This window comes from Arthrobacter sp. CAN_A212, from assembly GCF_015752345.1.
Taxonomy (GTDB): domain Bacteria; phylum Actinomycetota; class Actinomycetes; order Actinomycetales; family Micrococcaceae; genus Arthrobacter_D.
Genome location: NZ_JADOUT010000020.1, coordinates 13,469 through 28,295, shown reverse-complemented (window position 1 = coordinate 28,295; position 14,827 = coordinate 13,469). Strand labels below are relative to the sequence as shown.

Sequence of the window (14,827 nt, the reverse complement as noted above, 5' to 3'; positions counted from 1 at the left end):
TCACAGCACAATCGGACAAACCATTCAATATCAGGGCATAGGGCAAACCGCCTCCGGGCAAAGAAAAACCCCGCCGATCCGGGCTGCAAAGCCTAGATCGGCAGGGTTTTCGCTGTCGGGATGACAGGATTTGAACCTGCGACCCCTTGACCCCCAGTCAAGTGCGCTACCAAGCTGCGCCACATCCCGATTGGCCAGCCGATACCGGCTGAACCACCTGAAGAATCCTATCGCATACCGGTGCCCTTGAACGAACCGGGTAGCACGTGGATCTCCATTCCGCCATGGTGTGCACCTTTCCCCAGGTACTGGCACCGTCGACGTCGAGCAGTCGGCGTGTTCGCCGCGACACGCGGTCGTGGGTCGGGTACCCGGGGAAAGTTGGACGGAAGCGGACTACTTCTTCTTGCCGCGCTTCTCACGAACCCGCATGCTGACCTCAATCGGCGTTCCTTCGAAGCCGAAGGTCTCCCGCAGGCGACGCTGGATGAAGCGGCGGTAGCCCGGGTCCAGGAACCCGGTGGTGAACAGCACGAACTTCGGCGGACGCGAGGAGGCCTGCGTGCCGAAGAGGATACGTGGCTGCTTTCCTCCACGGACCGGGTGCGGGTGGGCCGCAACCAGCTCGCCGAGGAACGCGTTGAGGCGTCCGGTTGGAATGCGGGTGTCCCACGACTCCAGCGCGCGGTCCAGGGCCGGGGTCAGCCGGTCCTTATGCCAGCCCGTCAGCGCTGAGATGTTCACCCGGGGCGCCCACTCCACGTGCGCCAGATCCTGTTCGATCTCGCGCTCCAGGTAGCGGCGCCGCTCGTCATCCATCAGGTCCCACTTGTTGAACGCCAGCACCAGGGCCCGGCCGGATTCCATGGCGAGGTTGAGGATACGGATGTCCTGCTCGCTGAGCACCTCGTCAACGGCCAGCAGCACGACGGCGACCTCGGCCTTTTCCAGCGCCGACTGGGTACGCAGCGACGCGTAGAAGTCGGCGCCCTGCGCCATGTGCACGCGGCGGCGGATGCCGGCGGTGTCCACGAAGCGCCAGACGCGGCCATCGAGCTCGATCATCTCGTCGACGGGGTCACGGGTGGTGCCCGCCAGCGGATCCACCACTACCCGGTCGCTGCCAGCCAGCTTGTTCAGCAGCGAGGACTTGCCAACGTTGGGACGGCCGATCAACGCCACGCGTCGGGGTCCGCCGGAACGTTCCAGTCCACCGTGGGCCGAGAACTTCGGCAGCACCTCGAGTGCCTGGTCCAGCATGTCGCCGGTACCGCGGCCGTGGAGGGCCGAGACGGGCCACGGCTGACCGAAGCCCAGACCCCACAGGGTGGCGGCGTCGGCTTCGTTCTGGATGTCGTCCACCTTGTTGGCGACCAGGATGACCGGCTTCTTCTTCTTGCGCAGCATCTGCACGATGGCTTCGTCGGTGGCAGTGGCGCCAACCGTCGCGTCGACCACCAGAAGGACGGCGTCGGCCATGTCGACGGCGATCTCGGCCTGGTCGGCGACCCGGGCGTGGATGCCCCGGGCGTCGTGCTCCCAGCCGCCGGTGTCCACGAGCGTGAATCCACGGCCGTTCCAGGTCGCCGAGTACATGACCCGGTCACGGGTGACGCCGGGGGTGTCCTCGACGACTGCTTCGCGGCGACCGAGGATGCGGTTCACCAGGGTGGACTTGCCCACGTTGGGCCGACCCACGATGGCGAGGACCGGGTCGAGGCGCAACGGCGCGTCGGCGTCGTAGTCCTCGGGCTGCAGGGAAAGCAGCGCCGCGTCCTCTTCGTCGAGCTCATAGTCGTCGAGTCCTGCCCGGAGGGATCGGGCGCGGACCTCCGCTTCGTCGTCGTCGATTCCGGCCAGGCGCTCCGCAATCGAGTCCTCGCCGGTCGGCTCAAACTCTTCTGCCCCTTCAGTGTCAGGGCGGGCCTGGTTGTCAGTCATGAGTGCATTCCTTTGTGTCAGTGTGCAACGGTTCGAACGACGTCGAGCACGGCCGTGATGGTCTGCTCAAAATCGAGTTCCGATGAATCTACGGTAACCACGCCATCTGCGGCCTGGTGAAAATTAACTACTGTCGAGTCCTTGGTGTCCCTGCCCAGGACCTGGTCGTGCAGCTGAGCGTCGGTCTGCGTGCCGCCGAGCTGGTCGCCGCGGCGGCGCAGGCGTGCTGCCTCGCTCGCGGTCAGCAGGATGCGCACTTCCGCGTCGGGCGCGACGACGGTGGTGATGTCCCTGCCCTCGGCGACGATCCGGTGACCCGAGTCGGCAATGATCTGGCGTTGCCGACGGATCAGTTCGCTGCGGGCGCCCATGGTGGTGGCGACGGCCGAGACGGCGTCGGACACCCGGGGCTCCCGGATCGCGTCGGTGACATCAGTGCCGCCGACCGTCACGGACTCGTGATCCGGCTTGGTGCTGATGCCCAACTCGATGGTGCGGGCGGCGTGCTCGACAGCGGCGCCGTCGTCCAGGTCCACCCCTTCGGCCAGGCAGTGCCAGGTGACCGCCCGGTACATGGCACCGGTGTCGAGGTAGGCGGCGTGCAGCTGACGCGCGGCCTCCCGGCTGACGCTGGACTTGCCGGAGCCCGAGGGCCCGTCGATGGCAACGACGAGTGACTTGCCGATGCGGAACAAGGAATGGGGGGTGTTCACTGGACCACTTTCCAACCATTGGCGGTGAGGAACTCGAGAAGGTCATGCCGTTTGCCGGGCACCACGGATATTTCGGCCATGCCGACCTGACGTCCGGGCGAGTGTTCCAGCCGAAGATCCTCAAGGTTGATCCCGGCGTCGCCAATCTCGGTGAGCAGGCGCGCGATCTGTCCGGGGACGTCGTCGACCAGGACCGTCATGCGGGCGAACGCCTCGGGTGGAGTACCGTGCTTGCCGGGGATGCGGGCCTGGCCCACGTTGCCCTCGGAAATCAGTTGCGCCATGTCGAGGCGGGAGCCCGCGCCGGTGGGGTTCTCGAGGGTGCCGATCAGCCGGTTCAGGTCCTCGCGCACCCCGTACAGGATCTCGACCAGCCGTTCGGCGTTGGCGGAGAGAATCTGGACCCAGAGCCGCGGGTCGCTGGCGGCAATCCGGGTGACGTCGCGCAGCCCGTTGCCGGCCAGGGCGAGGGCGTGCGGCGGTGAATCCTGCAACCGGCTGGCCACCAATGAGGACAGCACCTGCGGCAGGTGGGAGATCAGCGCGACCGACTGGTCGTGCTCCTCGGCGCTCATGCGCGCGACGACGGCGCCAAGGTCAATCGCCAGCGCCTCGGCGGTCCTGACTGCGGCGGCGGTGCTCTGTGTGCCCGCACATACCACCCACGGCATGCTCGTGAAGAGTTCGGCGCTGGCGGCGACCGGTCCCGACTTCTCGCGACCCGCCATGGGGTGGGTCCCCACGTACCGGCTGAGCGCCGTTTCGTCGACAGCGGTTTCCAGCTCGTCAAGCACCGACGCTTTCACACTGGCGATGTCGACGACGACGGCGTTCGGGTAGTCGGAGAGGGCCTTGATCCCCAGGTCCGCAGTGACATCGGGTGGTGCAGCGATGACAACAAGCTCCGGGTCGAGGGACTCGGCCGGGGTGAGGGAGCGTCCCGCGCCGATATCCTCGGCCACCGCCTGGGTGGACGGTGAGATGTCGGTGAGGACGACGTCGATCCCCCGCGCCCGCAGCCCCAGCCCTATGCTGGCGCCCAAAAGCCCCGTGCCCACAATGAGCACGGGACCGGACAGGTGGGTGCCGCCGTTGTTAGCGCCAGGCATGTATTAGAGTCCCACCGCTGCCAGCAGGTGTCCGACTTCCTGGTTACCGAGGACCCGGATGCTGCCCTGGCGCTGGTCGTTGACCCGGATGGGGCCCACCTGGGTGCGGACGAGACGCTCAACGGGGTGGCCGACAGCTTCGAACAGGCGGCGGACCACGCGGTTGCGGCCGGAGTGGAGGACTACCTCCACCAGAATGTGTCCCGGGGTGGAGTCGACCAGGCGGAACGAGTCGACGCTGGCAATGCCGTCCTCGAGTTCGATGCCTTCACGCATCTGCGCACCGATACCGTGGGCCATCGGTCCCCGCACCTGCACCAGGTAGGTCTTGGGAACCTCATAGGACGGGTGGGTGAGGCGGTTGGTGAGTTCGCCGTCGTTCGTCAGGAGCAGCAGCCCCTCGGTGTTGACGTCGAGACGGCCCACGTGGAAGAGCCGCTCGTTTTCGTTCTTGTTCTTCAGGTAGTCACTGATGCAGGGACGACCCTCGGGGTCCTCCATGGTGCAGACGACGCCCTTGGGCTTGTTGAAGACGTAATACACCAGGTGGTCATTGAGCTGCAGCCGGATGCCGTCCACGTGGATGGCCACCTTCGCGGGATCGACGCGGACGCCAAGATCGGTGACGATGGTGCCGTCAACCTCGACGCGGCCGTCCTCGATCATTTCCTCACAGACGCGGCGCGAGGCCACTCCCGCCGAGGCCATGATCTTCTGCAGGCGCACGCCGTCGGGGTTGTGGACGTCGAGCCGGTCCACGGGCAGCGCCTTGGGACCCTGGGCCTTGGGGCGGCGGACCGGTCCGAGGCTCTTGCCGAAACGTTCACGGCCGAAGGCCTTGGGCCCGGCAGGCTTCTGCCGGTTGCCGGCCTTCTTGGCCCCGGCGGGCTTGGGCGTGCGGTTAGCGAACGGGCGGCCCTCGCCGGAACCTTCAGCCGAACCGCGGTAGCCGCCACCGGTTGGCCGTTCGCCGCGGGGTGCACCGTCGCGAGCTGGTTTCCCGCGCGCAGCGCTGCCCCGGGCGGGACCCTGACGCTTGGCGCCTTCACGTGCTGGGCCGCGACGTTCGCCAACGCGCTCCGCACCGAAACGATCCGAACCGGCACGGTCGGAACCGGCGCGGTCCGAACCGGCGCCGCGGCCAGCGCCATCGCGTGACGAGCCTGGGCGGGAGTCGCCGTCGCGCCCGGCGCCTGCGGCCGAACCGCGGCCAAAGGCGTCACGTGCCGAACGGCCGCGCGCTGACCCCGAACCGGCGCGGGGGGCACCGCCGCGTGCAGACCCGCCGCGGGGCGCGCCCTCGCGGGGACCGCCTTCGTCGCGTTTGGGGTTGTTGCGGCCGGAGCCGGAACGTGGCGCCTGTGTCATTGAATATCCTTTTAGCTAGCGTATTTAGTAAGTGGTGTCATCAAAGTCACCGAGGTTTTCCAACCCGGGTAGATGTGGTGAAAGCTGCGGCAGGTCGGCAACGCTGCCTATCCCTAATCTTTCCAGAAAGTACTGGGTTGTTCCGTACAGGATTGCGCCTGTTTCAGGATCGGTTGCCGCTTCGGCGATCAAACCGCGCAGCGCCAGGGTGCGTACCACCGAATCCACGTTCACTCCGCGGATTCCCGAAACTCTTGCCCGAGACACCGGTTGCCGATAGGCGATGACGGCGAGGGTTTCCAAAGCTGCCTGTGACAGGCGGGCGCTTTGTCCTTCGAGCACGAACTTCGCCACTACCGGCGCAAACGTGCTGCGCGAGAAAATCCGCCATCCTCCGGCGACGCTGCGTAGCTCGAAGCCACGCGGCTGTGAAGACGCCGGTTCGGTGGTGTGCCCTTCCGGGCCCTGACCAGTATAGCCGTCATACTCCTGCTGCAGTTCCACCAGCAGCTCGCGCACCTCGTCGACCGGCACCAGCAGGGCGGTGGCAAGCTGCGTTGCAGTGACCGGTTCGTCGACCACCATCAGCACCGCCTCGAGGGCGGCTTTGAGGCCACCCGGCTCGCCCGAGGCGTCAAAAAGGGGTTCATCGACGTCTGGCTGGTGGTCTTTCAACTCGGTCCTTCCAGTGCGGGTGGGGTGGGGGCTGGCTGGTCGTATTCCTCACTGATCGACGCCGGTGACCAGTTCTCGACGTCGGCGGACCACCGCACGGTCAGGTTCCCCAGCGGTGCGCCCTGATCAAAGGAGATCACGGCATCGCGGAACATTTCCAGCAACGCCAGGAACCTGACCACCACCGTGAGCATGTCCTCCGCGTCCTGGGTGAGCTGGCGGAAGGAGAGCGGGTGCCCCCGCCGCAGCCGGATCCCCAACAGCTCGGCCTGTTCACGGACGCTGACCGTTGAGCCGTGCAGGTGGGCGATACCCACCTCAGTGGGAGCAGGCTCACGGGGCTCCAGCGCCTTGGCCGCGAGTCTCGCGAACTGTTGCGGGGTGGTGCGCCAGGTCAGTTCAGGCAGCATCGACGCGAAGGCGGGCTCAAGGCTCACCTGCCGTGGGAACTGTTTGCCTTCCTCGGCCAGTCGCTCCCCCAGCTGTCGGGCGATCTCCTTGAAAGCCTTGTACTGCAGCAGCCGGGCGAACAGCAGATCCCGCGCTTCGAGCAGCGCGACGTCCTCGTCGTCCTCCACCTCGCCGGCCGGTAGGAGCCGGGCGGCCTTCAAATCCAGCAGTGTGGCAGCAATCACCAGGAATTCGCTGGCTTCATCGAGCGAAAAATCCGCGTCGGTTCCCTGAAACGCCCTGATGTAGCCGATGAACTCGTCGGTGACCGTCGCCAGGGCTATCTCGGTGATGTCCAGCTCATGCTTGGAGATGAGCCCCAGCAACAGGTCGAACGGCCCGTTGAAGTTCTCCAGCCGGACCGTGAAACCGGTTGGCTCCGCCGCGTCGGGACGGACGTCATGCATGAGAGGTGGGCTGCGCAGCGCGCTGCATCGTTAGGGGGCGCCGCCGCGCGAGATCAGTTCCTTCGCCAGTCGGCGATAGGAGTCGGCTCCCGAGTGGTTCGCCGCGTAGGACGTGATGGGTTCGGCCGCGACCGTGGCGTCAGCGAACTTGATGGTGCGCTTAATGACCGTCTCGAACACCTTGTCTCCGAACGCCTCTACCAGCCGTGCGATGACTTCGCGGCTGTGCAGGGTCCGAGCGTCGTACATGGTGGCCAGAACGCCATCCACCTGAAGGCGGGGGTTCAACCGGTCCTGGACCTTCTCGATCGTTTCGACCAGCAGGGCGACCGCACGCAGTGCAAAGAATTCGCAGATCAGCGGGATGATCACGCCGTGCGCTGCGGTGAGCGCATTGACCGTCAGGAGCCCCAGAGAGGGCTGGCAGTCAATCAGGATGACGTCATAGTCGTCCGACACCTTCCGGAGGGCACGATCCAGTACCTGTTCACGGGCCACCTCGTTGACCAGCTGCACCTCAGCGGCCGACAGGTCGATGTTGGCGGGCAACAGGTCGACATTTTCGAACGCGGTGGTCTGGATCGCGTCCTGGATCTGCACCTTGCGGTCCATCAGTACGTTGTAGACGGTCACATCGAGCTCGTGAGGGTTGGTGCCCAGACCCGCTGAGAGTGCGCCCTGCGGGTCGAAATCGACCAGGAGTACCCGGCGTCCGGCTTCGGCGAGCGCTGCGCCCAGGTTGATGGTGGAAGTGGTCTTGCCGACACCACCCTTCTGGTTCACCATCGCAATCACACGGGCCGGCCCGTGTGAGGACAGGACCGGTGGTTCGGGAAACACTGTGACCGGGCGGCCCGTCGGCCCGATCTCGACGTCCTTCAGAGTTGTGGAACCCTGTTCGCTACTCACGTATGTATCCACGCTTCCGTTTATTCGCGTTATTGAAAGTTTTGCCTCTTACCTGCCCTCAACGTTACAACCGGTGCCGCATCCGCGCGGGGAAATCCGTTGCACCTGACCGCGAGCCTTTAGTTTCAACCTGAGGTCTAACCTTCTGGACTCGTGGGGGCGGAGGGGGCCGCGTCTGGCCGGAGGATCGGCTCCATGGCATCAAGCACACTCTGGTCCTCGATGGTGGAGGGCACCACGTAATCCTCCCCGGAGGCCATCTGCCGCATGGTCTTGCGAAGAATTTTCCCGGAGCGCGTTTTCGGTAACCCGTCCACCACCATGGCCTGCTTGAAGTCGGCGACCGGCCCGATCTGGGTCCGCACCAGGGCAACCAGTTCCTGTTCCAGCGCGGCGGGATCAATGTGCACCCCCGCTTTCAGCACCACGTAGCCGCTGGCGCGCTGGCCCTTCAGCGGATCCGCCAGGCCAATCACCGCGCACTCGGCGACGGCAGGGTGCTGCGCCAGCACCTGTTCGATGGCGCCGGTGGACAGCCGGTGCCCGGCCACGTTGATGATGTCGTCGGTGCGGCCCATCACGAAGACGTAGCCATCGTCGTCGACGTAGCCGGAATCACCGGTGACATAAAAGCCGTCAAACGCGCTGAGATACGAGCTGATGTAGCGTTCGTCACTTCCCCAGAGCGTGGGGAGCGTTCCCGGCGGAAGTGGGAGCCGCAACGCGATGTTGCCTTCCGTCCCGACGGGCACTTCCTGCCCGCCGGCGTCGAGAATCACCAGGTTGTATCCCGGCTGCGGCAGGGTCGGTGACCCCGGTTTCAGGGGAAGTTCCTGGATGCCCCGCGGATTGGCGCAGATGGGCCAGCCGGTCTCGGTCTGCCACCAGTTGTCGATCACGGGGACACCGAGCGTCTTGCCTGCCCAGCGGTAGGTGTCAATGTCGAGCCGCTCCCCCGCGCAGAACAGCAACCGGAGGCTGGAGATGTCATAGCCCGAGAGCAGGGCCGCGTCCGGATCCACCTTCCGGACCGCACGCAGTGCGGTGGGCGCTGTGAACAGGACGTTGATGCGGTGGTCGTTGATCAACCTCCAGAACGCACCCGCATCGGGGGTGCCCACCGGTTTCCCCTCGTACAGCACAGTGGTGGCACCCGCGAGCAGCGGGGCGTAGACGATGTAGGAGTGGCCCACCACCCACCCGACGTCGGACGCCGTCAGCATCACATCTCCCGGGCCGATGCCGAAGATGTTCCTGATCGACCAGGTCAGAGCCACGGCGTGGCCGCCGTTGTCCCGCACCACGCCCTTGGGCGACCCTGTGGTGCCCGACGTGTACAGGATGTAGAGCGGGTCGGTCGCGAGGACAGGCACCGGATCGGCGGGCTCGGCGGTGGCAAGTTCGGTGTCCCAGTCCAGCCATGCTGTGTCCGATCCACGCGTGTCCGATCCGAGTGTGTCCGATCCATGGGCGTCCGACGCCGAACCGTATTCGGACACCTGGTGGACAAACCCCTTCCGGGACTTCACGATCACTGCACCCACCCGGTGATCGCCCAGACTCAGTGCCTCGTCGACGGCTGGCAGGTACTCAATCGGCCCGCGCGGCTCCAGACCACCCGACGCCGTCACCACCACCGTGGGGCGTGCGTCCTGGATCCGGGAGGCGAGTTCCTTCGCGGCAAACCCACCGAAAACCACTGAGTGGATTGCGCCAAGCCGGGCGGTGGCCAGCATCGCGATGAGCGCCTCGGGCACCATGGGCAGGTAGATCACTACCCGGTCCCCCTTTGCCACTCCCTGGGCGCGCAGCACTCCGGCGAAGCACGCTACCTCATCGCGGAGCTCCGAATAGGTGTACTGCCGCACCAGACCAAGCATCGCCGAATCGTAGATCAGGGCGGTACTGTCGCCACGACCCGCTTCCACGTGGCGGTCCAGCGCATTGTAGGACGTGTTGAGTTCGCCGTCGGGAAACCAGCGGTGGAGCGGCGCCGCGCTGCTGTCCAACGCAGTGGAGGGCTCCTGGACCCAGTCAACGGCGCGCGCCGCGTCAAGCCAGAACACGTCCGGAGCCTCAAGGCTTTGGCGATGCAGCGTGCGATAGTCCTGGCTCATCCGGTGTCCTCCACGTCGATGTGTTGTGCTGTCATCCTACTGAGGCCCGCCACCCCTGACCCGAACCGTGAGCTCGGATGATCCAGGGCCCTCAAAATCTTCAGAACTCACCACTCGGCGGACGATTGGCATGTATACACAGCTATCATTTACTCACCGCGAAAGGCCGCTTATCTTGCACTTCAGAGCCCCTGTGTATACATTTGCTAGACAGAGTAGCAGTTTCCAGGGTCACGTCAACGACGACAGGAGGATCAGTGCGAGCCAGCGACAGAGCGTATGCTGCGCTGAAATCCGACATTGTCGAGTGGCGGCTGGTCCCCGGCACCGTGCTCGCCGAGGTGGAGCAATCGGCCCGGCTTGGCGTCTCCCGGACACCCCTGCGGGAGGCACTCGCCCGGCTGGGTGCAGAGGGGCTCACCGCGGCGCAGACCGGCCGTGGCGTCGTTGTCACCGATATCTCGCTGGAGAAGATGACCCAGCTTTTCGACGTCCGGCTGGCACTGGATTGCAAGGCCGCCGAGCTGGCCGCGAACCGCCGCGATCCGGGAGTGTTCACCGCGCTCGCTGACCGCTTCGAAACCGCAGGAAACCTCATCACCGGGGAGGACCCGGATCAACGCGACTACTACGCCCTGGTTTCCGACCTGGATGACGCCGTCGACGACGCCGCCGACAACCAGTTCCTCCGCCAGGCCCAGAACCAGCTGCGTGCCCAACTGGTTCGGATCAGGAGGCTCGCGAAAGACAACAGCGACCGGTTGCTGGCTTCCGCCGCCGAACACGCCCAGATTGCCCGGTCCATCGCCAGCGGCAACCCCGACCGGGCCGCCGCGGCCACCACCATCCACCTCCACAACAGTCTTGACCATCTACTGGCCTCGAAACACAGCTTCGACGCCGGCACCGTCCCACCCCGAAAGGCTCACCTCAATGGTTGAACATCATCTGGTCCGTACCCACCGCAGCGACGAAAACCTGGTCCGCGAGGGGCAGCTCGCCTACCGGTTGGCACTGGTCGCCGCCGACCAGGTGGAGGTGGATGCCGACGTCGCCGACATGGTCATCAACCGCATCATCGACAACGCCTCGGTGGCGGTTGCCTCCTTCAACCGTGCCCCGGTGGTAGCTGCGCGTGCGCAGGCCACCAGCCACCCGTCGTCGTCCCACGGTGCGGGCGCCACCATCTTCGGGATCCAGGAAAAGTCCTCCCCGGAGTGGGCCGCCTGGGCCAACGGCGTCGCCGTCCGCGAACTGGATTACCATGACACGTTCCTGGCCGCAGACTATTCGCACCCGGGCGACAACATCCCGCCGATCCTCGCCGTCGCCCAGCACGCCGGCCGGTCCGGACGGGACCTGCTGCGCGCCATCACCACCGGCTACGAGATCCAGGTGGACCTGGTCAAAGCCATCTGCCTCCACAAGCACAAGATCGACCACGTAGCGCACCTCGGCCCGTCCGCCGTCGCCGGCATCGGCACCCTGCTGGATCTCGACGTCGAGACCATCTTCCAGTCCATCGGTCAGGCCGTGCACACCACCACCGCCACCCGGCAGTCCCGGAAGGGCGAGATCTCCACCTGGAAGGCCCACGCCCCAGCATTCGCCGGAAAGATGGCGGTCGAGGCGGCGGACCGGGCGATGCGCGGCCAGACCTCCCCCACCCCCATCTACGAGGGTGAAGACGGCTTCATCGCGTGGCTGCTGGACGGCCCCGACGGCCGCTACGAGGTGCCACTGCCCGCCGCAGGCGAACCGAAGCGTGCCATCCTCGACACCTATACCAAGGAGCACTCCGCCGAGTACCAGGCGCAGGCCCTGATCGACCTCGCCCGCAAACTTAACGCAGCGCACCCCGGGGCCACCGACCCGGAGCTGGTGCAGTCGATCGTCATCCACACCTCACACCACACCCACAACGTCATCGGATCCGGGGCGAACGACCCGCAGAAATACGATCCCACCGCTTCCCGCGAAACCCTCGACCACTCGATCCCCTATATCTTCACGGTGGCCCTGCAGGACGGCTCCTGGCACCACGTCGACTCCTACACCCCCGAGCGGGCTGGCCGGAGCGACACCGTGGCACTCTGGCACAAGGTCACCACCCTCGAGGACCCGGAGTGGACCCGGCGCTACCACTCCCTGGACATCAGCGAGAAAGCCTTCGGCGGCCGGGTGGAGATCACCCTGACCGATGGAACGGTCATCACCGATGAGCTGGCCGTCGCCGACGCCCACCCCCTGGGTGCCCGCCCGTTCGCCCGGGAGCAATACATCAACAAGCTCCGCACCCTGGCCGCCGGCCAGGACGGGCACCGGATTGTCGACGAAGCCGAGATCGACAGGTTCCTCGCCGTCGTCGAGCGTCTCCCCGAGCTGGTTGCCGGCGAACTGGACCAGCTCAACCTGGTCGCCGCCCCCGGCGTGATCAACCCCGCCACCGCCCCGAAGGGACTGTTCTAAATGTTGTACTCATCGACTACCCCCGAGCAGAAGCGCATCGCCTTCCGGGAGGGGCTCGCCTCAGGACGCATCCAGCAGTTCCCCGGTGCGTTCAATCCACTGTCGGCGCGGCTGATCGAGGACAAGGGGTTCGACGGCGTCTACATCTCCGGCGCGGTCCTCGCCAATGATCTGGGCCTGCCCGATATCGGCCTGACAACCCTGACCGAGGTGGCCACCCGTGCCGGGCAGATCGCCCGGATGACCGATCTGCCGTCAATTGTCGACGCCGACACCGGCTTCGGCGAGCCCATGAATGTTGCACGCAGCATTCAGGAACTGGAAAACGCCGGGCTCGCGGGGTGCCACATCGAAGACCAGTTCAACCCCAAACGGTGCGGCCACCTGGACGGCAAGAATGTGGTGGACCTGGACACGGCGACCAAGCGCATCCGGGCCGCAGCCGACGCACGCCGGGATCCGAACTTCCTCATCATGGCCCGCACCGACATCCGCGGCACCGACAGCCTCGACGCAGCCAAAGACCGGGCGAAGGCCCTGGTCGACGCCGGCGCCGACGCAATCTTCCCCGAGGCAATGCGGGACCTGACCGAATTCCAAGCCATCCGCGAGGCCGTCGACGTCCCCATCCTCGCCAACATGACCGAGTTCGGGAAGAGCGAGCTGTTCACCCTGGACCAGCTCGCCTCGGCCGGCGTCAACATGGTCATCTATCCGGTGACCTTGCTGCGTAGTGCAATGGGCGCGGCGGAGCGTACGCTGGAAATCATCAAGGCCGACGGCACCCAGCAGGGCGCCGTCGGTGCCATGCAGACCCGGGCCCGGCTATACGAGCTCGTGGACTACGAGGCTTACAACCGTTTTGACACCTCGGTTTTCAATTTTCAGGTGCCCGGTTCACCGGAGCACACGACGCAGCAGGCCCCTTCCGCCGTTGAACAGGAGTCACCATGACAGAAACGACAGAAACGCAGATCTACAAAGGGCTAGCCGGAGTCACGGTCGACACCACAGCTATCTCAATGGTCAACTCCGACACCAACTCCCTGCTGTACCGCGGGTACCCGGTGCAGGAACTCGCTGCCAACTGCAGCTTCGAGGAAGTCGCCTACCTGATGTGGCACGGCGAACTGCCAACGAAGGACCAGCTCGCCGAGTTCACCGCATTCGAGCGCAGCCACCGCGCGCTGGCCGACAACGTCAAGGCCGCGATCGACCTGCTGTCCACCACCTGCCACCCGATGGACGTTGCCCGTACCGCCGTGTCGGTACTCGGAGCAAACCATCCCAAGGCATCGGATTCCTCCCCCGAGGCCAACCTCGAAAAGGCGATGGAACTGTTCGCGGCGTTCCCTGCCGTGGTCGCCTACGACCAGCGCCGTCGCCATGGTGACGACATTGTGGCCCCACGGGACGATCTCGACTATTCAGCCAACTTCCTCTGGATGACCTTCGGCGAGGAGGCAGCGCCCGAGGTGGTCAACGCGTTCAACGTGTCGATGGTGCTTTATGCGGAGCACTCGTTCAACGCGTCGACCTTCACCGCCCGGGTCATCACGTCCACCCTGGCTGACCTCCACTCGGCGGTGACGGGTGCCATCGGTGCCCTGAAGGGACCGCTGCACGGCGGGGCGAACGAGGCCGTCATGCACACGTTCGAGGAGATCGGCATCCGCACCGACGAGTCCCGCGAGGAGGCTGCCGCCCGCGCGAAGGCGTGGATGGAGGATGCCCTCGCCCAGAAGAAGAAGGTGATGGGCTTCGGCCACCGGGTCTACAAGAACGGTGACTCGAGGGTTCCCACGATGAAGTCCGCGCTGGACTCAATGGTCGAGCACTTTGGTCGGCCGGAGCTGCTCGGTTTGTACAGCGGGCTGGAAACCGCGATGGACGAGGCGAAGAGCATCAAGCCCAACCTTGACTACCCGGCCGGCCCCACCTATCACCTGATGGGTTTCGACACCGAGATGTTCACGCCCCTGTTCATCGCCGCACGGATCACGGGGTGGACCGCCCACATCATGGAGCAGACCGCTTCAAACTCCCTGATCCGCCCGCTCAGTGCCTACAACGGCCCGGAGCAGCGCCAGGTCCCCTAGCCCCGGTTTCAGATCGGGTCCCCTGGATGGGGGACCCGATCGGGTAACCCTGGTCTATCCGATGAACCAGGCGGGTCAGGCGAAGACTGCGCTGCTCACGGTTTCGTTGTCCTGGTTGAGGGTGACGAGGACGTCCAGCGTTGTGCCGTCGATGACCGACCCCAGCCAGTGTTGCGCGTCCTCCCACATCCCCTCCCACGGCAAATCGTTGACCGGGTACCAGGCGGGCTCCACCTCGGCAGTGGGCTCGGGAGTGCCGGACCACTCGACGGCGGTGAAGATTTCCGCATCCATGTCGGCTGCTGGCTGGGAGGGGAAGCGCCAGCGTACCCGGCCCAGCTGGGTCAGGTTGACCACATCGACGACGACGCCCGACTCTTCGGCGACCTCGCGCACCGCCGCCTGGGCTGCCGTTTCCCCAGGTTCCACGCCACCGCCCAGGGTCACGATCCTGCCGGCTCCAAACCCGGACTTCTTCAGCCCGAGCAGCACTTCGCTCCCTGCCTCGGTGGTCCGGAACAGGAAGCACAGTGCGACGTGGCGGGGTTTCATCAGGCCCCAGTGTAGCCT

The 14,827-nt window shown here is 65.7% G+C and carries 13 protein-coding genes and 1 tRNA gene; 4 read left to right on the top strand and 10 right to left on the bottom strand.

Annotated elements, in window-relative coordinates; genetic code table 11:
* Positions 1-115: 115 nt before the first annotated feature.
* From IWX64_RS13800 to IWX64_RS13760, 9 genes are all read right to left on the bottom strand, one after another.
* Positions 116-189, bottom strand: a tRNA-Pro gene (locus IWX64_RS13800).
* 207 nt (positions 190-396) lie between these two features.
* A complete protein-coding gene (gene der / locus IWX64_RS13795) occupies positions 397-1,941 on the bottom strand; it encodes a ribosome biogenesis GTPase Der (RefSeq protein WP_196867706.1) in 1,545 nt (514 codons plus the stop codon).
* A 17-nt stretch (positions 1,942-1,958) separates the two neighbouring features.
* Positions 1,959-2,654 (bottom strand): (d)CMP kinase, encoded by a 696-nt coding sequence (gene cmk / locus IWX64_RS13790; protein WP_196867705.1) that lies wholly within the window; start codon positions 2,652-2,654, stop codon positions 1,959-1,961.
* The gene (locus IWX64_RS13785) at positions 2,651-3,763 is read right to left on the bottom strand and encodes a prephenate dehydrogenase (protein WP_196867704.1); all 1,113 of its coding nucleotides are present in this window, start codon (positions 3,761-3,763) and stop codon (positions 2,651-2,653) included. Before IWX64_RS13785 ends, cmk begins: the two co-directional genes overlap by 4 nt.
* A gap of 3 nt (positions 3,764-3,766) precedes the next feature.
* Positions 3,767-5,131, bottom strand: coding sequence for a pseudouridine synthase (locus tag IWX64_RS13780; protein ID WP_196867703.1), 1,365 nt, complete (start codon positions 5,129-5,131; stop codon positions 3,767-3,769).
* A gap of 24 nt (positions 5,132-5,155) precedes the next feature.
* Entirely contained in the window at positions 5,156-5,806 is a 651-nt protein-coding gene (gene scpB / locus IWX64_RS13775) for an SMC-Scp complex subunit ScpB (protein ID WP_196867702.1), read from the bottom strand.
* On the bottom strand, positions 5,803-6,663 hold the full coding sequence (locus tag IWX64_RS13770) for a segregation and condensation protein A (protein WP_196867701.1): 861 nt from the start codon (positions 6,661-6,663) through the stop codon (positions 5,803-5,805). Before IWX64_RS13770 ends, scpB begins: the two co-directional genes overlap by 4 nt.
* 30 nt (positions 6,664-6,693) lie before the next feature.
* Entirely contained in the window at positions 6,694-7,572 is an 879-nt protein-coding gene (locus IWX64_RS13765; RefSeq protein ID WP_171585444.1) for a ParA family protein, read from the bottom strand.
* A gap of 137 nt (positions 7,573-7,709) precedes the next feature.
* The gene (locus IWX64_RS13760) at positions 7,710-9,689 is read right to left on the bottom strand and encodes an AMP-binding protein (RefSeq protein ID WP_196867700.1); all 1,980 of its coding nucleotides are present in this window, start codon (positions 9,687-9,689) and stop codon (positions 7,710-7,712) included.
* 257 nt (positions 9,690-9,946) lie between these two features.
* Between IWX64_RS13760 and IWX64_RS13755 the strand changes: the two genes are divergently transcribed.
* Genes IWX64_RS13755 through IWX64_RS13740 form a run of 4 tightly spaced genes read left to right on the top strand, consistent with a single transcriptional unit; the run spans position 9,947 to position 14,257 of the window.
* Complete coding sequence (locus IWX64_RS13755; RefSeq protein WP_196867699.1) at positions 9,947-10,630, top strand: GntR family transcriptional regulator; 684 nt, start codon at positions 9,947-9,949, stop codon at positions 10,628-10,630.
* Entirely contained in the window at positions 10,623-12,158 is a 1,536-nt protein-coding gene (locus IWX64_RS13750) for an MmgE/PrpD family protein (protein WP_196867698.1), read from the top strand. Before IWX64_RS13755 ends, IWX64_RS13750 begins: the two co-directional genes overlap by 8 nt.
* Positions 12,159-13,112, top strand: coding sequence for a methylisocitrate lyase (gene prpB / locus IWX64_RS13745; protein WP_196867697.1), 954 nt, complete (start codon positions 12,159-12,161; stop codon positions 13,110-13,112).
* Entirely contained in the window at positions 13,109-14,257 is a 1,149-nt protein-coding gene (locus IWX64_RS13740) for a bifunctional 2-methylcitrate synthase/citrate synthase (protein WP_196867696.1), read from the top strand. Before prpB ends, IWX64_RS13740 begins: the two co-directional genes overlap by 4 nt.
* 75 nt (positions 14,258-14,332) lie before the next feature.
* Here IWX64_RS13740 and IWX64_RS13735 read toward each other — a convergent pair whose 3' ends face one another.
* Complete coding sequence (locus IWX64_RS13735; protein ID WP_196867695.1) at positions 14,333-14,809, bottom strand: 8-oxo-dGTP diphosphatase; 477 nt, start codon at positions 14,807-14,809, stop codon at positions 14,333-14,335.
* Positions 14,810-14,827: the final 18 nt, after the last annotated feature.